Below are 21201 nucleotides of genomic sequence, written 5' to 3' on the forward strand. Positions count from 1 at the left end.
CTTGTGCCTGCTGCTGGCCGCCTGCACCGGGACTCCGGACCCGACTGCAACGGCCACAAGCACGGCAAGCGACGGCACCCCGCCGGGAACCGCCGTCGTTATCCCACCGCCCGCTTCCGCCTCCACCCCTGCCCCTGCCGCCGCCCCTGTCCCCACGGTGCAGGAACGGCTGGAACTGCAGCTGAGCATCCCGTGGGCGGCCGTCTTCCTTCCGGACGGCACCGCCATCATCTCCGAACGTGAAACAGCACTGCTGAAGGCCGTGCGTGATGGAAAAGCCACAACCCTTGGCAAAGTCCCGGGCGTGGTGCCCGCTGGAGAAGGTGGCCTGCTGGGCCTGGCGCTGTCCCCGCATTTCGACGCCGACCGGTACCTCTACGCCTACCTGACCGCCCAGGCGGACAACCGGGTTGTCCGGCTGACGGTCGAGAACAACACTGATGGTTCCCTGACACTCGGCCAACCCCAGGTTGTGTTTTCCGGAATACCAAAGGCCACCACCCACAACGGCGGCAGGATCCGTTTTGGCCCGGACGGCTTCCTGTATGTGGGTACCGGTGATGCCCAGCGCCGCGAGCAGCCCCAGGACCCCAATGCCCTGGGCGGGAAGATTCTTCGGCTTAGTCCCGATGGCAGCCCCGCTCCCGGCAACCCCTTCGGCAACGCCGTGTACAGCCTGGGGCACAGGAACGTCCAGGGCCTGGCCTGGGACGAATCCGGCCGGCTCTGGGCCAGCGAGTTCGGACCGGACGTGGACGACGAGCTGAACCTGATTGCACCGGGCGCCAACTACGGCTGGCCGCAGGTCACCGGTGCGCCGCACCGCGCGGAGTTCCAGGATGCCAAAGTGGTGTGGCCGTCCACCCGTGACTCCTCACCCAGCGGACTGGAGATTGCCGGAGGTATTGCCTATCTGGGTGCGCTGCGGGGCGAACGTCTGTGGGCGGTTCCGCTTCACGGGACGGAAGCCGGTGATCCTGTGGCCTATTTCACAGGCGAATATGGCAGGATCCGGGACGTAATCCGGACTCCGCAGGGAGGGCTGTGGCTGCTGAGCAACAACGAAAACCCTGATTTCGCGCTGGTTTTGCGCCCCTTCCAGTGACCCATGCACCGCTGCAGGTGCCGATTTCACTTGCACTGAAAGTTCGTGTAGAGTTTCATGTCGTTGCGGAGATCAACGGGAAAGAAAAAGCCCGGGGATGGAAGCAAATAAGATGCACCTCTAGCTCAATTGGCAGAGCAATTGACTCTTAATCAATGGGTTCCGGGTTCAAGTCCCGGGGGGTGCACCACTGGGAAAACAGCCCCCGGCTTGTGGAAACACAAGCCGGGGGCTGTTTTGTTTTGTGTGCTTCAGGAGTCATCGATTGCTCCGTACCGGCCGTTTTCAGTGCTCAAAACGGCATGTGCGGAGCAATCGATGGTGGTGTGTGGAAAGTCCGACGGCGGCCCGGCGGCTTGGCACAAAAAAGCGCGGATCCGGCTTTTCCAAGCCAGAGCCGCGCTGTCCTAAGCGGTTTGCGGCGCCAACGGCTACTTGGCGGCGTTGTCCACCAGTGCGGCTGCGTTGCTGGGCGTCGTGGCGAACTGGCTGGCGAGTTCGCGCACCACGGCTTTGAGTTCCTGGCGCAGCAGTTCGGGGTCGATCGACGCCGATGCCAGCACGGAGCGCTCCATCTCCACAGCCTGGGCAACGGCTTCCTTGCCCTGTTCGGTAAGCGAGACCACGTGGCTCCGGCGGTCGGAGGTGCTGCGCACCCGCATGATGTGGCCATGGGACTCAAGCCGGCTGAGCGTCTTGCCCATGGTCTGGGCCTGGACGCGGACATACTGGGCAAGCTGTGCCTGGGTCATGGGTCCTTGCGCGGCGAGGACTTCGATGGCGATAACACCGGCGTGGGTGAGTCCGATCGCGCCGAGTTTTTCGTTCCATGAATGTTCAACGAGTCGCGCAGCAGTGGACAGGAGGCGCCCTGTGGGCCAGTGATCCATATCAGGCATAGCAGCAAGTATAGCCAAGTGCCGATTAGCACTCGTTCCACCTGCTTACTAGGCTGTTGTGTCCCGCCCGCAACAAGGAGAAAAACAATGGCCGAAAGACTCGTTACCGGCGACAAAGCGCCCGCTTTCACCCTGCAGGATGCAAACGGCAATGACGTCAGCCTGGCTCCCCGGCCCGGCCGTTCCACCATTGTCTACTTCTACCCCGCCGCATCCACGCCCGGCTGCACTAAGGAAGCCTGCGATTTCCGGGACAGCCTGGCCTCCCTTCAGGCCTCCGGCTACGACGTCCTCGGCATCTCCCCGGACCCTGTTGAAAAACTGGCCAAATTCGCCGCCAACGAGTCGCTGACATTCCCGCTCCTCTCCGATGCGGACCACGCGGTGGCCGAGGCTTACGGCGCCTGGGGCGAAAAGAAGAACTACGGCAAGACGTACCAGGGCCTTATCCGCTCCACGATCGTTGTGGACCCCACCGGCAACGTCGCCCTTGCCCAGTACAACGTCCGGGCGACCGGCCACGTGGCGAAACTGCGGCGGGACCTCAACCTGGACAACTGACCGGCCCGGCGGCCGGCCGCGGCAGCTGTCCACCCGCACCCCAGGTACGTGTCCGGGGCAACGCTACAATGGACACTGGCATCCGCCGTCGAACGTTCAGCGTTCCTGGCAGGACGCCACGCGCGAGTGGTGAAATTGGCAGACACGCAGGATTTAGGTTCCTGTGCCTTCGGGCGTGGGGGTTCAAGTCCCCCCTTGCGCACCTGATGGATCCCCCGGCTTCGGCCGGGGGATCCTTTGCGTTAAGCAGGGCGACCGTCCGCACACCGGCTTCGTGCCCCGAATCGAAAAACTTCAAAGATCACCCATCCGCCGCCGCCCACCGGCCGAATAGCCATTGAGACACCAGCCAAGGGCAGGTGCTTACCCAAGGCAAGCTGCAGGCGCGGACACACCGTCCGTAGGCGGCAGGCAAAACGATCCAAGGAGAACTGAAATGCAGACCTTCAAGCGCACCACTTTCACCGTCGCCGGCGTTGCAGCGGCCGCTCTGCTCAGCCTCACCGCATGTGGCGGTTCCGGCAGCACCTCCGGCTCGTCGGCGTCGTCTGCGCCGATGGCATCCTCCCCCAGCTCCAGCATGGCTTCCCCTTCCGCCAAGGCCTCTGCCAGCGCATCGGCGGGAACCATGAGCCCGGCGGCGAACCTGGTTGGCCCTGGCTGCGCCGCCTACGCCCAGCAGGTTCCCACCGGCGCAGGCTCCGTGGAGGGCATGGCCTTGGATCCGGTGGCCGTAGCAGCCTCCAACAACCCGATTCTGACCACGCTCACCGCCGCCGTTTCCGGCAAGCTGAACCCCAAGGTCGACCTGGTGGACACCCTCAACGGGGGTGAATTCACGGTCTTCGCGCCGGTGGATGACGCCTTCAAGAAGATCGACGCCGCCACGATCGAGACCCTGAAGACGGACGACGCACTGCTGAGCAAGATCCTGACCTACCACGTGGTTCCCGGCCAGATCACCCCGGACAAGATCGCCGGAACCCACGCCACGGTCCAGGGCGGCTCCGTCACCGTGACCGGCAGCGGGGACAACCTCAAGGTGGACAACGCCAACGTGGTCTGCGGCGGGGTCAAGACCAAGAACGCAACGGTCTACCTGGTCGACTCGGTCCTCATGCCCAAGTAAGGCATCCACGAGCCCCAGGCCAGGCCGGGTCCACCCATACGGGCGGGCCCGGCCTTGGCGCGTCGCCCGTCCACCTTGGGCCAGTCCCAGGCCCAGTCCTCTAGACTGGATCCCGGCCCGCAAGCGGCGGAGCCGGCAGCATCCAGAGGTGATAAACGAGTGCCCAGCAGTACATCGCGGCGGACGGTCATCAAGGCCGGCGCCGTCCTCATGGCGCTGGGCGTGAGCTCATGCACGGGCATGCCGTCCCCCTCCCCCACGTCCGGAACGCCCAGTTCCACGCCGGCGGAGCCGGATGCCACATTCAATTTCGGCACCGCTGCCCAGCCCCTGGGACTGGACCCGGCACTGTCCAGCGATGTGGAGTCCCAGCGCATTACCCGCCAGATCCTTGAAGGCCTGGTGGGCGTTGACCAGACCACCGGCAAGCCCACCCCGCTGCTGGCCACGGAATGGAACGAGTCCAACGAAGGACGGACCTACACTTTCAAACTCCGCTCCGGGGTGACGTTCCAGGACGGCACCCCGTTCAACGCCGACGCCGTCTGCACCAACTTCAACCGCTGGTTCGCCTTTCCAGCAGAGTTGCGGAAGCAGGCGCCCGGCAGCTCGTTCAAGAGCGTGTTCAAGGCGCACTCGGACGAGCCCGGGTTGTCCATTTTCAAAAGCTGCACGCCCGTGTCGGCCGATACCGTCCAGATCGACCTGACCCAGCGGTTCACTGCGTTCCTCCAGGCGCTGACCCTGCCGGCCTTCGCCATAGCGTCCCCTGCCGCCCTTGCCGCCGGCAAGGCCGACGTCCTGGACCAGAACCGGGGCGGCCAGGCGATGTCAGCGTTCGCCACGAACCCCGTCGGCACCGGGCCCTTCACCCTGGCCGCATGGGGCAACGACAACGTCACCCTGGCCAGCAACAAAACCTACTGGGGCGACCGCGGCCAGATCGCCACCATTAACTTCCTGGCCTACAACCATCCCCAGACCCGCCTCCAGGCCCTGCTGGACGGAAAAATCGACGGCTACGACGCCGTGACCGTGGGGAACTTCGACCAACTGGTCAAGCGCGGCAAGCAGATCGTGCAACGCGACCCCTTCTCGGTGGTGTATGTAGGGATGAACCAGGACATCCCGGTGCTCCAGAACCAGAAGATCCGGCAGGCGGTGGAGCTTGCGATTGACAAGGAAACCCTGATCCGGAAGTTCTTCATCGACAACACCGCCAAGGCGACGCAGTTCGTTCCGCCCAAGATCAGTGGCTTCAACAACGACGCGCCCGCACTGGGGCACGATCCATTGAAGGCCAAGGACTACCTCAAGGAGGGCGGCTACGCGGGCGAGGAACTGAAGTTCTACTACCCCATGAACGTCACCCGGCCCTACCTGCCCACACCCGAGAAGGTGTACGCCGAGCTCAGCCGCCAACTCACCGCCGTCGGCTTCAACATCCTGCCCGTCCCGATCGACTGGTCCGACGGCTACCTCCAGAAGGTCCAATCCGCCGGGGACCACGCATTCCACATCCTGGGCTGGAACGGCTCCTACTCTGATGCGGACAACTTCGTCGGCCCGCTCTTCGGAGAGAAGAACGGCGAGTTCGGCTACCAGGACCCCCAGGTCTTTTCAAAGATCAACCGGGCGCGGGGGCTGCCTGACGGCAAGGAACGTGATGAGCTGTACCACACCATCAACGCCCAGATCGCCGCGACCGTGCCGGCAGTTCCCGTCGCCTTTCCCATCTCCGCGCTTGCCCTCTCGGACCGCGTCCTGAGCTACCCGGCATCACCGGTCTTAAACGAAGTTTTCACGAAGGTCCAGCTAAAGCCTTGACGGGCCAGGCCAATTTCAGTATGCGGGCTGCGCGGGGATATTCTGTGACAGCCAGAGCCGCTGCAATCGGAGACTGATCGTGACCTTCATTTCCAAGACCCCACACGCCGACGTTGTCCTGATAGGCGGCGGCATCATGAGCGCCACGCTGGGGGCATTCCTCAAGCAGCTGGAGCCGGACTGGACCATCTCCCTGTTCGAACGGCTGGACCAGCCGGGCCTCGAAAGCTCAGATCCCTGGAACAACGCAGGAACGGGCCACGCCGCCCTCTGCGAACTCAACTACTCCCCCGCAGCCAAAGACGGCTCGGTCAACCCCGCCAAGGCGCTGCTCATCAACGAACAGTTCCAGCTCTCCCGCCAGTTCTGGTCCCACCTGGTGGACAACAACCTGATCGGTTCGCCCAAGGGCTTCATTAACACCGTCCCGCACATGAGCTTCGTGATCGGCGAGGACCACACACGGTTCCTGAAAACCCGGTACGAGGCCCTGAAACCGCATACCCTGTTCCGGAGCATGGAGTTCTCCGAGGACCACGCCCAGATCGCCAAGTGGGCGCCGCTGATCGTCAAGGGCCGCGACCCCCAGCAGCGTATTGCCGCTACCCGCGCCGCCGAGGGCACCGACGTCGACTTTGGTGCACTGACCCGTGAGCTGACCACCTATCTGGGGAACAACGGGGTTGAAATCAACTACAACCACGATGTCACCGGAATCTCCCGCGCCTCCGACGGCGGCTGGGACCTGACGCTGAAGTACCCCAAGTCCGGAGAACACGGCAAAATCCACGCCAAGTTCGTCTTTGTCGGCGCCGGCGGCGGGGCCCTTCATCTCCTCCAGGCCTCCGGCATCCCGGAAAGCAAGGGCTACGGCGGCTTCCCCGTGTCCGGCCAGTTCTTCCGCTGCACCGACGAGACCATCGCAGCCCAGCACAGCGCCAAGGTTTACGGCCAGGCCTCCGTGGGCGCTCCCCCCATGTCCGTTCCGCACCTGGACACCCGCTACGTCAACGGGAAGCGCTCGCTCCTGTTCGGCCCGTACGCGGGCTTCTCCACCAACTTCCTGAAGAACGGCTCCTACCTGGACCTGCCGCTGTCCATCCGCCCCGGCAACATCATCCCGATGCTGGCCGTGGCCAAGGACAACATGGACCTCACCGCCTACCTCGTCAAGGAAGTGGTCAAGAAGCACGACCAGAAGGTCGAGGCCCTGCGCGAGTACTACCCCGAGGCAAAGGGCGGGGACTGGGAACTCATCACCGCCGGCCAGCGTGTACAGATCATCAAGAAAGATCCGCAAAAGGGCGGCATCCTTCAGTTCGGAACCGAAGTGATCGCCGGCCGCGACGGCTCCATCGGTGCGCTCCTGGGCGCTTCGCCCGGAGCCTCAACCGCTGTCCCCATCATGATCGAACTGCTGCAGAAGACGTTCCCCAAGAATTTCAAGGGCTGGCAGTCCAAGCTCAAGGACATGATGCCCGGCTACGGGGTGAAGCTGGATGAGAATCCGGACCTTGCCGCGGAGCTGGAAAGGGCAACGGCCAAGTCCCTCCAGCTGGAGAGCGTTTCCGCCAGCCACTGACCCTGCCGGGGCCAGCGGCTGGCACCCCCAGGGCATGTACCAGTCACCAAGACCCCCAGGAGACCACCCATGTTCCGGCTGGCGCACCTTTCCCTGGCGAACCGGGCCCTGATCGCCCTGATCACCGTCTTCGCCTCGGTCTTCGGCGTGATCACCATGTCATCGCTGAAGCAGGAGCTCATCCCTTCCATTGAGTTCCCGCAGATCACCGTGCTCAGCTCCATGCCGGGCGCCTCGCCGGAAGTAGTGGACAAGCAGGTCAGCGGCCCGCTGGAGAAGGCGCTGAACGGCGTGGAGGGGCTGGAATCCACCTCCTCCACGTCGCGCACCGGGGTCTCCCAGATCACCATGGTGTTCACCTACGGGTCCAACCTGGACCGGGCACGGAACCAGATCGACCGGGCCATCTCCAACGCCAAGCGCACCCTGCCCACCGATGTCCAGCCGCAGGCCATCGCGGGAAGCATCAGTGACTTTCCCATCGTTTTCCTCGCCGTCTCCTCGGACAAGCCGCTCAGCGACCTGAATGCCGACCTGCAGCGCCTGAGCGTTCCCCGGCTGCAGAAGATCGACGGCGTCCGCAGCGCCGATGTCACCGGCGGCGCCTCCCAGCACATCGAGATCCTTCCCCGGGCCGACGCCATGGCAGCGGCGGGGACAAGCGTCACTTCCATCCGTGACGCCCTGTCCAACAACGGCTCGCTGGTCCCTGCCGGCACGCTCCAGGACCAGGGCAGGACCCTGTCGCTTCAGATCGGCAGCCCCGTGGACTCCCTGGACGCCATCAAGGCACTGCCGCTGGCCGGTGCCCGGAATGGGGCAACGATCGGCACCGTAGCCGATGTTTCCCTCAAGGATGACGAACGCACCTCCATCACCCGCACCAACGGGGCCGAGACGCTTGCCGTCTCAGTGACCAAGAAGCCCGAAGGCGACACGGTGGGCATCTCCCACGCGGTGCGGGACTCGCTGAGGGACCTGGAGGCGGAGCTGGGCTCCAACGCCAGGTTCACCCCTGTCTTCGACCAGGCACCGTTCATCGAAAAATCCATCAAGGACCTCACTACAGAAGGCCTGCTGGGGCTGGGGTTCGCCGTCGCCATCATCCTGCTCTTCCTGATGTCCGCCCGGTCCACGCTGGTCACTGCGGTGTCCATTCCGCTGTCCCTGCTGATCACGTTCATCGGGCTGTCGGCCACCGGCTACTCCCTGAACATCCTGACGCTCGGCGCGCTCACCATCGCGATCGGGCGGGTGGTGGACGACTCCATCGTCGTCATCGAAAACATCAAGCGGCACCTCAGTTACGGTGAGGAAAAGTCGACGGCGATCCTCACCGCCATCAGGGAGGTGGCCGGCGCCATCACCGCCTCCACGCTGACCACGGTGGCCGTGTTCCTGCCGATCGCCTTCGTCGGCGAACTGGCCGGCGAGCTCTTCCGGCCGTTCGCGTTGACGGTGACCATGGCACTGCTGGCATCGCTGCTGGTGTCCCTGACCATCGTCCCGGTGCTGGCCTACTGGTTCCTCAGGAACCCCAGGGGCGCGGCGGGCAGCCTGCCCGCCGGCTCTGCCGCGGCCCGGCGGACAGCCGATGAGGCGAAAGCCAAGGCCCACGACGCCGAACAGCGCAGCCGCCTCCAGCGCGGCTACCTGCCCATCCTCCGGTCAACGCAGAAACATCCCGTCATCACCCTGGTGGCCGCTGTCGTGGTGCTCGGGGCCACCGGGGCCATGACACCGCTGCTGGCCACGAACCTCCTGGGAAATTCCGGACAGAACAGCATGACCGTGCGCCAGGTGCTGCCGGCCGGCACCAGCCTGGCTGACACCAGCGCCGCCGCCATCCGCCTCGAAGAGGTCCTGCGCGGGATCGACGGCATCAAGGACGTCCAGGTGACCTCCGGCAATGCCCAGGCAGGCTTCGCCGCCCTTACCTCGACAGGATCCTCCAACTCCACCTTCACCGTGGTCACAGACGAAAAGGCCGACCAGGAACGGCTGCAGGAGACCGTGCGCTCGGAGCTTGCGAAGGTGCCCGACTCGGGCAAGGTATCGGTGGGCACCCAGCAGGGCGGGTTCGGCACCTCATCCACCGTGGACATTACGCTGAAGGCTTCCACCAGCGCCGACCTGCAGGCCGCCAGCGACACCATGGTTGCGGCCATGACCGGCGTGCCCGGCACCAGTGAGGTGGCCAGCAACCTGGCCGCCAGCAACCCTGTGGTGCAGGTCAGGGTAGACAGGGCCAAGGCCGTCGCCGCGGGCCTGAACGAGGAACAGGTAGCCGGCGTCCTCGCATCCACCATCAGCCCCATCCCTGCCGGCACGGTACGGATCGACACCAACGATTTCCCCGTCCGCATCGGCCAGGGCACCAGGTTCACCAGCATCGATGCCGTCCGGAACATCCCGCTGCCGGCGGGCGGGCGGGCGGTGACGCTCGGAAGCATCGCGTCCGTTGAGCAGGTGGACGTCCCCGTCTCCATCACCGCCAGCAACGGTGAGCGCACCGCCAAGGTGTCCATCACGCCGTCGGGCTCCAACCTGGGCGCGGTGAACACGGAAGTCCAAAAGCGCCTGGCTGACGTCCAGCTGCCGGCCGGGGTCACGGCGCAGATCGGCGGCGCCACCACGCAGCAGGCGGAATCGTTCCGGCAGCTGGGGCTGGCACTGCTGGCAGCCATCGCCATCGTTTACGTGATCATGGTGGCCACCTTCAAGTCCCTCATCCAGCCGCTGATCCTGCTGGTCTCGGTTCCGTTCGCAGCCACCGGCGCGGTGGCACTGCTGCTGATCACCGGAGTGCCCCTGGGCCTGCCGTCGCTCATCGGCATGCTGATGCTGGTGGGCATCGTGGTCACCAACGCCATCGTGCTGATAGACCTGATCAACCAGTACCGGCAGCCCCGTGACGGGCGGCCCGGCATGAACGTGGCAGAGGCCATCACCAACGGCGCACGCCAGCGCCTCCGGCCGATCCTGATGACGGCACTGGCCACCGTTTTTGCACTGACCCCGATGGCCCTGGGCCTCACCGGCGGCGGCGGGTTCATTTCGCAGCCGCTGGCCGTGGTGGTGATCGGCGGGCTGGTGTCTTCCACCGCGCTGACCCTGATCCTGGTTCCGGTGCTGTACCGGCTGGTGGAGGGACGGCGCGAGAAGAAGGCGCTGCTGCGGGACCTGCGGGCCCGCCCCGAGGTGGGCCCGGGCGCGGATATTGACGCCGAGCTCAGGGACTGGACCACCGGCCAGGTTCCCAAAGTCGGCGGGCGGCGCGCCGCACCCGGCGCAGAATAAAACAGCGGAATATTATCGGCGCTGCTGCGTTGTATCCGGCGATAGATGCAAATGCATCTAAATTGGTCTACACTGGAGCCAAGCCCAGAAAGTCCAGGAACGGAAAGGCAGCCATGCAGATCGGTGTTTTCAGCGTCAGCGACATCACCACGGACCCCACCACGGGCCGCACTCCCACCGAGCACGAACGCATCAAGGCCTCGGTGGCCATCGCCAAAAAGGTCGAGGAAATCGGCATGGATGTCTACGCCATCGGCGAGCACCACAACCGGCCCTTCTTCTCCTCCTCCCCCACCACCACCCTCGCTTACATTGCGGCCCAGACCGAACGGATCATCCTCTCCACGGCCACCACGCTTATCACCACCAATGATCCGGTGAAGATCGCCGAGGACTTTGCCATGCTCCAGCACCTGTCCGACGGGCGGGTGGACCTGGTCCTGGGCCGCGGCAACACCGCCCCCGTGTATCCATGGTTCGGCAAGAACATCCAGGACGGCGTGGAGCTGGCCATCGAGAACTACAGTCTCCTGCGCAAGCTGTGGGACGAGGACACCGTCAACTGGTCCGGCAAGTTCCGCACCCCGCTGCAGAACTTCACCTCCACGCCCCGGCCGCTGGACGGCGTGGCCCCGTTTGTATGGCACGGCTCCATCCGCACCCCGCAGATCGCGGAAGTGGCCGCGTACTTCGGTGACGGCTTCTTCGCCAACAACATCTTCTGGCCCAAGGAGCACTACCAGCAGCTGATTGGCCTCTACCGCGAGCGGTACGAACACTACGGCCACGGCAAGGCGGACCAGGCGATCGTTGGACTCGGCGGCCAGTTCTTCATGCGGAAGAACTCCCAGGACGCCGTGAACGAATTCCGCCCGTACTTCGACAACGCCCCCGTCTATGGCCACGGGCCGTCCCTGGAGGACTTCACCTCCCAGACCCCGCTGACCGTGGGCAGCCCGCAGGAAGTCATCGAAAAGACCCTGACCTTCCGCGAGTACTTCGGCGACTACCAGCGCCAGCTGTTCCTGATCGACCACGCCGGGCTGCCGCTGAAGACCGTCCTGGAGCAGCTGGACCTGTTCGGCGAGGAAGTCCTGCCCGTCCTCCGCAGGGAGTACGCCGCCCTCACTCCGGCCCACGTTCCCGAACCGCCTACCCATGCCAACCGGGTTGCCGCTGCGCTGGCCGCCCAGGAGGCGCAGTCAGGGCAGGGCCAGGACGCGGCGGGCGCTGAAAAGTCTTCCGCGGAGGCGTGATGGCTGCCGGAGGATCGGAATCGCCGGTGCGGCTGGCTGCCGAAACCTGGGAGTCCCTGTTCCGGGCCCAGGTGGCCGTCATGCGCAAGCTGCAGTCCGGGCGGGCGTTCCGGAAACTGGCGGTGAATGAATACGACGTCCTGTTCACGCTCTCCCGGTGCCCGTCCGGCTGGCTGCGGCTCAATGAGCTCAACGACAACGTGCTGTTGAGCCAGTCCAGCCTGAGCCGGCTAGTGGAGCGGCTCGAAAAGCGCGGGCTCGTTGCCCGGATGCCCGCTCCGGACGACGGCCGCGGCATCCTGCTGAAGCTGACCGACGAGGGGCGGGAATTGCAGAAGGAAATCGGCCGCGAGCACGTCCGGGACATTTCGGCGCTGGTGGGCCCTGCGCTGACGGCCGCGGAGCAGAAGGAGCTGATGCGGCTCACGGACAAGCTGCGGAGCTCGCTGGGTCCCCTTCCCAAGTAGCAGAGCCGGCCCGGCCGGAGAATCAGCCGAGCGCCACCAGCCGGGAAGGATCCTCGCAGGGCAGGTCCCCGTTGACCACGGCCGTGACGCGCAGTTGGTTCAGGACCAGGCTTCCACCCACCGTGGAAAGGAAAGCGGTGTCTGATGAGTCCCGGCCGGCGGTAATGCGCAGCATGGACTCCCGCGGCGCCAGGCCGGTGGGGTCGATGACGTGCCAGGCCCCCTCCACGTAGGCTTCCGCCACAGCGTGGAAATCCATGGGGCTCAGGCCCGGCGCGTAGACGGCCGCCAGCCGGGCCGGGATGTCCTTCGAGCGGAGCAAGGCGATGGCCAGGTGCGCAAAGTCCCGGCAGACGCCGCGCCGGCTGAGGAGGGTCTCCACGGCACCGTCCGTGCCGCGGGAGGAGCCGCTGATGTACCGCAGCTCACCATTGACCCAGTTGCGGACGGCGTGCACCAGGTCCGCCCCCTGGACCCCTTCGAACTCTGCGTAGGCCGTAGGCAGCAACCGGTCCGACTCGGCGTACCGGCTGGGACGGACGTAGCGGATGCGGTCCGCCAGAGTGGCGTCTTCCGGGACGGCGCGGCCGGCCACGGTGGCTGAATATTCCACGGTGACGTCCGTGGGTTCGGCGAGCTCCATGTAGTGGAACCGGCCGCCGTGGTGGTCGGAGACCTCGGTAAGGGGAACGTCTGCCCCGCCCGCCGTGACGGAGAGGACTTCTTCAAAGGATGTGTACCCGCTGTTCCTTGCCACGGCAATGGCCATGGCCACCTTGGTATTGGCGATGGTCCTGAAGGCCAGGCGTGCGGAAACAGAGCGTTCCATGAATCTCCGGGGGTGTTGGGGGCGGAAGGCAAGCCGCACACCGTGGACTTGTGGTTGCCGGCAGCGGGACTAGTTTTTGACCTTCAGCGACATTAGCATCCGTTGCACGTTGGCGAAATCAGGGCTTTCGTCGACGTACTGGGCGGCCTGGCCCAGGGTGTCGAAGGCCTTCGCCGGTGCCACCTTTTCATCCGGGGCAAAGGCTTTGAGGGCCACCAGGTCACCGAACGAGTAGTCTCCCTTGCCGGCCGGACCACGCACCACGTTGCGCAGCTCGCACGCCTGCCCGTCCGTTCCACCCACCAGGTTGGTGATGCCGTATGAGCCGAAGTAGCGGTATCCCTGGATCACCCTGTAGACCATGCGTGGCGGGATGGTCCCTTCCCCGCCCTGGGCGGAGAGCTCAAAGGGTACGCTGCTGATCACCGTGTACGGGTGCCGCGCGCTTTCGGGACAGTCAACGGACGACGGCGGCAGTCCAGTCCGGAGCGCGGCAATGAAGGTTCCGTCGGGCTTCTTCACTTCAATCTTCAGTCCGCCGGGAAGCACCCCGTCCTCCGGCGCCACCGACTGGGCGATCCAGTCGGCCGGCAGGTCGAAACTGACAGTTTTTGCGGGGTCGGCGAACGACTTCCACGAAGCGGCAGTGGCCACACCGGTGGGTTCGCCGGGCGTTGCGGACGCGGAGGCCTGGACATTGCCGGAAGCATCCGGGGACGCCGATGCCGTGCCTGCTGTTGGGCCAGGCGCTGCAGATCCCGAGGTTGCTGCCCCGGATGGTGATGGCTGGGCCGTCCATCCCGGGCCGGCCGGGGATCCCGAGCATCCCGACAGCAGGACCACGGCGGCCACCAGGGACATCCGGGAAAGAGCGCTCGCTACAGCCTTGCCTGTCATGGAAGCCAGCCTAGTGGTGGCACGGCTCCTTCCCGGACCGGTGCGGTGGTGTTTCGTGCGCCCCGGAAGCGGTGTTTGCTGCGGCCAGCGCGTCCCTCTGCCGGACTGCGGCCGGCCCTTCCCGCTCCCGTCCCTTCCCGCGGGCACGTGCCCAGCGTGTCGCCGTCGGGCGTTTACCACCCTGGCCTGGGACTAGGCTGGAGGTTATGGCGGAAGAGCAGCACGGCGCAGCCGAAGACAATCCCGCGGACATCTCCGCCCTGGACATCGCCGACTGGCGGCTGAGGACCTTTGCGCTCTATGACAACGTCCGCCGCTTCGCCGTCGAGAGCCCCTCAGAGGCGCACTCGTACTGGCGCCACCAGCGCGACCTGATGTTCGGCACCCACCCGGCTTCCGCACTGACCGCCGAGGCCAAGGCCCATTTCTCCGGGCTGAAGACTGCCGACTACGACCCCATCTACCGGTTCCACGTGCCCCTGACGAAAGAGGGCGCCGGCAGGGAGATGAGCGTCGAAACCGCGACCGACGGGGTGGTCCACTTTGTCCGGTTGGGCACATTCGACCTGCCCGAATTGGGCCAGCTCGGGGTATGGAAACTGCGCGGGTACGGCGGCGGCATTTTCGTCCCGTTCCGCGACGCCACGGCGGGGCAGCCCGGCGGAACCTACGGCGCCGGCCGCTACCTGCTGGACACCATCAAGGGTGCCTTCCACGGCGTCAACGGCACCGGCCCGGGCGCCACGTTCGTCCTGGATTTCAACTTTGCCTACAACCCCTCCTGCGCCTACAACGAGGCCTGGGCGTGCCCGCTGCCCGGGCCCTCCAACCGGCTGGCCGTGGAAATCCCCGTGGGCGAGCTGTACTGACGCATGGCGGTTTGTTCCATGTGCCGTGTGCGCATCCCGTTCCTGCTTCCTGCCTGCCGCACTGAGCGTGCTGCCGGTGCCATCGGATGACGGAGGGACCGTCCGCACCCGCTGTCCAGGAAACCCGGCCCCGGCGCCTTCCTGCCACCAGGCACTACCGGGGGATCCTGCGTTTTCCGGTTATCCGGCAGTTGGTCCGCTTCTCCGGTGTCGGCGGCATCTGCACCGCCGCATCGCTTGGCCTCTACGCGCTGCTGCGTCCATGGCTCGGCGCCCAGCTGGCCAACGCCGTGGCACTGGTCGTCACGTCCTTGTTGAACACCGCCTTGAACCGGCGGCTGACCTTCAAGATCGCCGGCCAGCAGCGCCGCACCCGTGACCACTTCAACGGCCTGGTGGTGATCGCAGTGGCGCTGGTGATCACCGGCAGCAGCCTGGGCGTGCTGCACTGGTTCAATCCGGAGGCCACCGTGGGGGACGAACTGCTGGCCACCACGCTGTCCGGTTTCCTGGCCACGGCGGTGCGCTTCAGCATGCTGCGGCACTGGATCTTCCGGCGCGCACGCCACCGCTGAATCGATCCGCTAGCGGCTGTGGCCCGCGCCAAGGTTTTTGACAGTGGCGACGGCGGCCCGGAGCGCGTCCGCCGCCACGTCCAGGTCTTCCCCGGTCACTGATGCGTCAAAACTGAACCGGACGGCAGTCTGCGCCACTTCGGCCGAAATTCCCAGCGCGGATAGCACCGGCGACGGCGCGTCCGAACCGGCAGCGCACGCCGAGCCGCTGGAGCAGACTACGCCGCGCCGTTCCAGCTCCAGGAGCACGGACTCGCCGCTGGTCCCGGGAAAGCAGAACGACGCGACGGACGGCAGCCGTTCGATGGGGTGGCCGGTCAGGACGGCGTCCGGCGCCGCGGCCACCACCGCAGTGATGAACCGGTCCCGCAGGGCGGCCACCCTTGCCTGCTGCTCTGCCTGCCGGTCCCGGGCAAGCGTGAGTGCTGTGGCCAGGCCCACCGCCCCGGCCACGTTTTCGGTTCCCGAGCGGCGGCCCCTTTCCTGACCGCCGCCGTGGATGACCGGTTCGAGCCGGGTACGGCTCCGGACGAAAAGCATGCCGCAGCCTTTGGGTGCCCCCAGTTTGTGCCCGGAGATGCTCATGGCATCCACGCCCAACGCCCTGGCATCGAGCGGCAGCCAGCCGGCTGCCTGGACGGCGTCTGTATGGAACGGGATTCCGTGGCGGTGAGCCAGTTCCGCCAGCGCGGCGATGGGCTGGATGGTGCCCACCTCGTTGTTGGCGTACATGACGCTGACCAGCGCGGTCTCCGGCCGCAGCACCCCGGCCAGCGCCTCCGGCGTGACCCGGCCGGTGGCGTCGACCGGCACCACGTCCACCAGGAAGCCGTGGAAGCGCTCAAGGTAGCGCGAGGATTCCTCCACGGCAGGGTGTTCGACGGCGCTGATCGCCACCCGGTTCAACTCCGGGTTTGCGGCCTGCCGGGCCAGGGCGATGCCTTTGACGGCCAGGTTGTCTGCTTCCGTTCCCCCGGAGGTGAACACCACCTCGCCCTGCCGGCAGTTCAGGACGCCGGCCACCGCTGCCCGCGCCCCCGCGAGCGCCTCAGCTGCCGCCTCACCCAGGGTGTGGTGGCTGGAGGGGTTCCCGAATGAGCCCGTGAGGTAGGGCCACATGGCGTCCAGCACCTCACGGCGGACGGGGGTGGTGGCGGCGGCGTCAAGGAAGATCACGGCAATCTCACCCGGCGGTCAGTTCGACGTCGAGGCCCAGGTCCAGGGCGGCCACGGAGTGGGTCAGCGCCCCGATGGAGATGACATCCACGCCGGTGGCGGCAATGGCAGCGACGGTGCCGGCGTTGACGTTGCCGCTTGCTTCCACGCGGGCGCGTCCGGCCACCAGGGCCACGCCTGCCTGCAGCTCTTCGACCGTGAAGTTGTCCAGCATGATGGTGTCCACGCCGGCGGCCAGGACGGGTTCGATCTGCTCCATGCTGTCCACTTCGACTTCAAAGTGGGTGGTGTGCCCCAGCTGGGCTTTGGCGGCCAGCAGGAGCCCGGTCAGTTTTGCCGGGTCTCCCCCGGTCATTACGGCCAGGTGGTTGTCCTTGGCCAGCACGGCGTCGGACAGGCTGTACCGGTGGTTCGAGCCGCCGCCGCACCGCACGGCGAAGCGTTCCAGGACGCGCAGGCCCGGTGTGGTCTTGCGGGTGTCGGTGATGCGGGCCCGGGTTCCCTCGGCCAGCCGGACGAATCCGGCGGTCTTCGTGGCGATGGCGGACATACGCTGGACCAGGTTGAGCGCCACGCGTTCGGCCATCAGGACCGAGCGGGCGCTGCCGCTGACCCTGGCGAGGTGCGTGCCGGCGTAGAACGTTTCCCCGTCCGCCACGAGCAGTTCCACCTGGGTGGCGGGATCCACCAGCTGCATCGCGTCGCGGAACACGGTGGCGCCGCTGAGGACGCCAGGGACGCGGGCGTTGAGGACGGCTGTGGCGCGGGCCTGGGCGGGAATCAGCAGCTGAGAGGTGATGTCGCCGGAGGGCGCATCCTCGGCGAAGGCCCGTTCCAGGATCTCCCTGACCGGTGCCGCCGGAAGGGTCAGGTCCAGTGCCGGGCGCAGGGTGGCTGCGTGATCGATCACGGCGGGTTCAGTCATCGGAGCAGGCTCGCTTTCGGACGCGGAGGGTAAGTGGTTTCAGGGTCTGCGGGATCGTCGCTGCGGTAGTGCGCGCCCAGCGATGCGCGGCGGCCGAGGGCACCGGCGACGAGCAGCTGCGCGGCCAACAGGAGGTTCCGGTCCTCGCACCCCACAGGATCAGAGAAGGAAGAGCCGGCATCAGGACGGACGACGGCGGCCCAGCCGGCCAGGATCCCGGCAGCCTCAGAGAGCAACTCCCCAGACCGCAGCACCCCGGCATGCGAAGTCATCAAGCGGCGAAGAGCCCCCCGAGAAAACGGCTCCCCGGCAACTATTCCCCCACCGAAGCTGGACGGCCACTTTCCGCTGGAGGCACCTGAGCCGGCCGTCGCGCCTACTGATGCCACACTCAAGGGGACCCGACCATCGTCGACTGAGGGTGCTCCGGAAGCGTGCGTCAAGGGGAGGCCGCCAGCGGCCGAGACAGCACGCGGAGGAGCGCCGTCAGGCGACACCCAAGGAAGCGCGTCACCAGAGAGAAAAGCTTCAACAGCGCGGCGGCCGAAGACGAGTCCCTCAAGGAGGGAGTTGCTGGCCAGCCGGTTCGCCCCTTGGATCCCGGTGCACGCAACTTCGCCGGCGGCGTAGAGGCCGGGGACGGTGGTGCGGGCGTGGAGGTCGGTGGTAACCCCGCCCATCCAGTAGTGGGCGGCGGGGGCAACGGGGACCAGTTCGCGGGTCCAGTCGATGCCGGCGTCGAGGGTCTTGCGGGTGAGGGTGGGGAACCGCCGGCGGAGGAAGCCGTTGCCCCTGGCCTCTTCGATGGCCCGGGCGTCGAGATAGACATGGCCGTTGGGGTCGCCGAGTTTGGCAAGGTGGAGGGCGATGCTGCGTGAGACGACGTCGCGGGGTGCCAGTTCGGCGTCGGGGTGGTAGGCCTTCATGAAGCGCCGGCCGTTGGAGTCGAGCAGGACGGCGCCTTCGCCGCGGACGGCTTCGGAGATCAACAGCGGGCCATCCAGCCGGGCAGGGTGGGCGGTGGCGGAGCTGACCAGGCAGGTGGGGTGGAACTGGAAGAACTCGAGGTCTGCCGTGGCGGCGCCCGCGCGGACGGCGAGCGCCAGCCCGTCGGCGGTGGCCACCGCGGGGTTGGTGGTTTGGGCGAACAGCTGGCCCGCTCCCCCGGTGGCAAGCAGGACGGCGTCCGCGTCCAGGCTGACATGCCGGCCCTCCTGGAGGAATTCGACCCCCGCCACACGGCCTTCCCTGCTGGTCAGGCCGGTTACGTGCGCGTGCGTGAGGAGCGAGAGCTTTCCCTCGTCCCGCCGGGACAGGACAGCCTCGATCAGCGCGCCGGCGACGCGCGCGCCCGTGGCGTCTCCTCCTGCGTGCAGGATGCGGGCCGCACTGTGGGCTGCTTCGAGCCCAAGGGCCGGGCCGTCGTCGTGCGTTGCGTCCCCGTGCGCAGCTTCAGTGGGGCCCGTGTCAAAGGCGACCCCGTAGCGCTGGAGGCCCTGGATGTCCTGCCGCGCCTGCGTGCACATCAGACGGACCGCGGCCTCGTTGCAGTGCCCCGCGCCGGCACGGAGCGTATCCGCAATGTGGGCGGCAACGGTGTCCCCCGGGGCGGGTTCGGCGAGCACGGCGGAGATGCCGCCCTGCGCGTACCAGGTGTTGCTGTGCTCCAGCGCCCCCTTGGTCAGCAGCACCACGTCGGCGCCGGCCTCCGCGGCGAGCAGTGCGGCGTAGAGCCCCGCGATGCCGCTTCCGACGACGGCGAGACGGCGACTCATCACGGCCTCGCGGCGAGCATGCGCTCGAGCGCCGTCCTGGCGTTGGCCTGGACGTCCTCGTCCACGGTGATGCGGTTGACGATGCGGCCGGCCACCAGTTCCTCCAGGACCCAGGCCAGGTAGCCGGGGTGGATGCGGTACATCGTGGAGCACGGGCAGATCACCGGGTCAAGGCAGAAGATGGTGTGCTGCGGGTACTCGGCGGCAAGCCGGTTAACCATGTTGATTTCGGTACCGATGGCGAACGTGGTGGGCTCCGCCGCCGCCGCGATGGCCTTCCTGATGAAGTCGGTGGAGCCGGCCGAATCTGCCGCGTCCACCACTTCCATGGGGCACTCCGGGTGCACGATGACCTGGACACCGGGGAAGTCCGCGCGGGCCTTCTCGATCTGGGCCACGTTGAAGCGCTTGTGCACCGAGCAGAACCCGTGCCAGAGGATGACCCGGGAGTCCAGGAGCGCCTGTTCGTCATTGCCGCCCAGGTCCTTGCGCGGGTTCCACATGGGCATCTGCTCCAGGGGCACGCCCAATGCCTTGGCGGTGTTGCGGCCCAGGTGCTGGTCGGGGAAGAACAGCACCCGCTGTCCGCGCTGGAAGGCCCACTCCAGGACGGTCCTGGCGTTGGAGGAGGTGCAGACGATGCCGCCGTTGTCGCCGCAGAATGCCTTCAGGGCTGCGGAGGAATTCATGTAGGTGACGGGGATGACCGGTACCCGGCCCTCAGCGTCGGGCTCGGTGCCGAAGATTTCCGCCAGCTGCTCCCAGCATTCCTCCACGGAGTCCGCGTCCGCCATGTCCGCCATGGAGCAGCCGGCGGCGAGGTTGGGCAGGATGACCGCCTGTTCCGGGGTGGAGAGGATGTCCGCGGTTTCGGCCATGAAGTGGACACCGCAGAAGATGATTGCCTCGGCCTCCGGCCTGGTGAGTGCCGCATTGGCGAGCTGGAAGGAGTCACCCACGAAGTCGGCGTACTGGATTACTTCGTCGCGCTGGTAGAAGTGGCCCAGGATCACGGCCCGTTCGCCCAGCGCGGCCTTGGCGGCGAGGATCCGTTCCCCGAGCTCGGCGTCGCTGGCCAGCTTGTACTCCTCGGGAAGCTGGCCCTGGCGCGGCGTCGTCGCGGGGGCGGGGTCGGCGCTGGACGCGCCCGGACCATAGGCCGGGACACCGGCCAGCGCCTCGGCCAGGTCGTAGTCCCAGGGGCCCCTGGCCAGTGCCGGGCTGCAGGTGCTGCGTTCAGCTGCTGCGCCTTTTTCGGCCTGTTCGCGCGTGATCAGCTGGATTGCCGTGTTGACGCTGCTCATGGTGTGCTCCTGTTGTCTGGGTCAAGGCCTGGCCGGCCGGTGTAGCGGTAGAGGCGTGGTGGACGGTGTTTGCCGCCCTGGAGGTATTCGCCGGTTTCTTCAATTTCCGGGGTGGATTTGAGTTGCCGGCGGAAGTTGGCGGGATCCAGCTGGCGGTCCAGGACTGCTTCATAGACTTCGCGGACCTGGGCGAGGGTGAAGTACTCACCCAGCAGGTGGTACGCCACCGAGCCGTAGGCCAGCTTGTTGCGCAGGCGCCAGAGCGCATAGTCAACGATCGCGTTGTGGTCGAACGCGAGTTCGCCGAGGCGGTCCGCGCGAAACCACCTCACGTTCTCGGATTCGTCGGCGAGCGCGGCTTCCGTTGGCTGGACCAGGGCCCAGTACACGATGGAGACCACCCGCTGGGTGGGTGAGCGGTGCAGGCCGCCGAAGGCGTACAGCTGCTCAAGGTAGCGGGGCGCCAGGCCCGTGGTCTCCCGCAGGTTCCTGGCCGCGGCGTCCTGGAGGGATTCCTCATGGCTAAGGGGCCCGCCCGGCAATGCCCACAGCCCCTTGTAAGGCTCACGGATGCGGCGCACCAGGGGCAGCCACAGCGTGGGACGGCCCGAGGTTTCACTTGGCCGCAGGGCGAAGATCACCGTGGAGATGGCCAGCGACGGCGGCGCGGCCTGCCGCTCGGAAACATTTGCCGAGCTGTAGTACACGTCCCACCGCCTCTCGTC

General features: G+C 66.6%; 18 protein-coding genes and 2 tRNA genes. 12 read left to right on the forward strand and 8 right to left on the reverse strand.

Going from position 1 to position 21201, the window contains the following annotated elements; translation table 11 throughout:
* Position 1: 1 nt before the first annotated feature.
* Both Q9R31_RS00385 and Q9R31_RS00390 read left to right on the forward strand, forming a co-directional pair.
* Positions 2–1105, forward strand: a complete 1104-nt coding sequence (locus Q9R31_RS00385; protein ID WP_397428177.1) for a PQQ-dependent sugar dehydrogenase — start codon at positions 2–4, stop codon at positions 1103–1105.
* A gap of 114 nt (positions 1106–1219) precedes the next feature.
* A tRNA-Lys gene (locus Q9R31_RS00390) sits at positions 1220–1295 on the forward strand.
* A gap of 241 nt (positions 1296–1536) precedes the next feature.
* Here Q9R31_RS00390 and Q9R31_RS00395 read toward each other — a convergent pair.
* Positions 1537–1995: a MarR family transcriptional regulator gene (locus Q9R31_RS00395; RefSeq protein WP_311261604.1), complete on the reverse strand. Its 459-nt coding sequence runs from the start codon at positions 1993–1995 to the stop codon at positions 1537–1539.
* A gap of 96 nt (positions 1996–2091) precedes the next feature.
* On the opposite strand from Q9R31_RS00395, the gene bcp reads away from it, so the two are divergent.
* The 8 genes from bcp (at position 2092) to Q9R31_RS00435 (ending at position 12126) form a co-directional block, all read left to right on the forward strand.
* The gene (bcp, locus tag Q9R31_RS00400) at positions 2092–2565 is read left to right on the forward strand and encodes a thioredoxin-dependent thiol peroxidase (RefSeq protein WP_311260806.1); all 474 of its coding nucleotides are present in this window, start codon (positions 2092–2094) and stop codon (positions 2563–2565) included.
* A gap of 120 nt (positions 2566–2685) precedes the next feature.
* Positions 2686–2767 (forward strand) — tRNA-Leu (locus Q9R31_RS00405).
* Positions 2768–3001: 234 nt separating this feature from the next.
* On the forward strand, positions 3002–3694 hold the full coding sequence (locus Q9R31_RS00410; RefSeq protein WP_311260807.1) for a fasciclin domain-containing protein: 693 nt from the start codon (positions 3002–3004) through the stop codon (positions 3692–3694).
* A gap of 159 nt (positions 3695–3853) precedes the next feature.
* Complete coding sequence (locus Q9R31_RS00415; protein WP_311260808.1) at positions 3854–5521, forward strand: ABC transporter substrate-binding protein; 1668 nt, start codon at positions 3854–3856, stop codon at positions 5519–5521.
* 79 nt (positions 5522–5600) lie between these two features.
* Positions 5601–7103, forward strand: coding sequence for a malate:quinone oxidoreductase (locus tag Q9R31_RS00420; RefSeq protein ID WP_311260809.1), 1503 nt, complete (start codon positions 5601–5603; stop codon positions 7101–7103).
* 69 nt (positions 7104–7172) lie between these two features.
* Complete coding sequence (locus tag Q9R31_RS00425) at positions 7173–10403, forward strand: efflux RND transporter permease subunit (RefSeq protein WP_311260810.1); 3231 nt, start codon at positions 7173–7175, stop codon at positions 10401–10403.
* Positions 10404–10516: 113 nt separating this feature from the next.
* Positions 10517–11659, forward strand: a complete 1143-nt coding sequence (locus Q9R31_RS00430) for an LLM class flavin-dependent oxidoreductase (RefSeq protein WP_311260811.1) — start codon at positions 10517–10519, stop codon at positions 11657–11659.
* On the forward strand, positions 11659–12126 hold the full coding sequence (locus Q9R31_RS00435; protein WP_311260812.1) for a MarR family transcriptional regulator: 468 nt from the start codon (positions 11659–11661) through the stop codon (positions 12124–12126). Before Q9R31_RS00430 ends, Q9R31_RS00435 begins: the two co-directional genes overlap by 1 nt.
* A gap of 22 nt (positions 12127–12148) precedes the next feature.
* Here the strand turns inward: Q9R31_RS00435 and Q9R31_RS00440 are convergent, their stop codons facing one another.
* Both Q9R31_RS00440 and Q9R31_RS00445 read right to left on the reverse strand, forming a co-directional pair.
* Entirely contained in the window at positions 12149–12955 is an 807-nt protein-coding gene (locus Q9R31_RS00440; RefSeq protein ID WP_311260813.1) for a transglutaminase family protein, read from the reverse strand.
* Between the two features lie 69 nt (positions 12956–13024).
* Entirely contained in the window at positions 13025–13816 is a 792-nt protein-coding gene (locus Q9R31_RS00445; protein ID WP_397428198.1) for a hypothetical protein, read from the reverse strand.
* Between the two features lie 242 nt (positions 13817–14058).
* Here Q9R31_RS00445 and Q9R31_RS00450 point away from each other — a divergent pair, with 242 nt between their 5' ends.
* A complete protein-coding gene (locus Q9R31_RS00450; RefSeq protein WP_311260815.1) occupies positions 14059–14721 on the forward strand; it encodes a DUF1684 domain-containing protein in 663 nt (220 codons plus the stop codon).
* A gap of 86 nt (positions 14722–14807) precedes the next feature.
* The gene (locus Q9R31_RS00455; RefSeq protein WP_311260816.1) at positions 14808–15296 is read left to right on the forward strand and encodes a GtrA family protein; all 489 of its coding nucleotides are present in this window, start codon (positions 14808–14810) and stop codon (positions 15294–15296) included.
* Between the two features lie 9 nt (positions 15297–15305).
* Here the strand turns inward: Q9R31_RS00455 and Q9R31_RS00460 are convergent, their stop codons facing one another.
* From Q9R31_RS00460 to Q9R31_RS00480, 5 genes are read right to left on the reverse strand one after another with little or no spacing between them, the layout of a single operon-like run.
* Complete coding sequence (locus Q9R31_RS00460; RefSeq protein ID WP_311260817.1) at positions 15306–16472, reverse strand: cysteine desulfurase family protein; 1167 nt, start codon at positions 16470–16472, stop codon at positions 15306–15308.
* A 7-nt stretch (positions 16473–16479) separates the two neighbouring features.
* A complete protein-coding gene (gene nadC, locus Q9R31_RS00465) occupies positions 16480–17397 on the reverse strand; it encodes a carboxylating nicotinate-nucleotide diphosphorylase (protein WP_311260818.1) in 918 nt (305 codons plus the stop codon).
* Positions 17394–19172 carry an FAD-dependent oxidoreductase gene (locus tag Q9R31_RS00470; RefSeq protein WP_311260819.1) on the reverse strand — a complete coding sequence of 593 codons (1779 nt, stop codon included), beginning with the start codon at positions 19170–19172 and terminating at the stop codon, positions 17394–17396. Before Q9R31_RS00470 ends, nadC begins: the two co-directional genes overlap by 4 nt.
* Positions 19172–20476 carry a quinolinate synthase NadA gene (gene nadA, locus Q9R31_RS00475; protein WP_311260820.1) on the reverse strand — a complete coding sequence of 435 codons (1305 nt, stop codon included), beginning with the start codon at positions 20474–20476 and terminating at the stop codon, positions 19172–19174. The genes Q9R31_RS00470 and nadA overlap by 1 nt, the downstream gene beginning before the upstream one ends.
* Positions 20473–21183 (reverse strand): NrtR DNA-binding winged helix domain-containing protein, encoded by a 711-nt coding sequence (locus Q9R31_RS00480; RefSeq protein WP_311261605.1) that lies wholly within the window; start codon positions 21181–21183, stop codon positions 20473–20475. The genes nadA and Q9R31_RS00480 overlap by 4 nt, the downstream gene beginning before the upstream one ends.
* Positions 21184–21201: the final 18 nt, after the last annotated feature.

This window comes from Pseudarthrobacter sp. BRE9, assembly GCF_031844305.1.
Classification (GTDB): domain Bacteria; phylum Actinomycetota; class Actinomycetes; order Actinomycetales; family Micrococcaceae; genus Arthrobacter.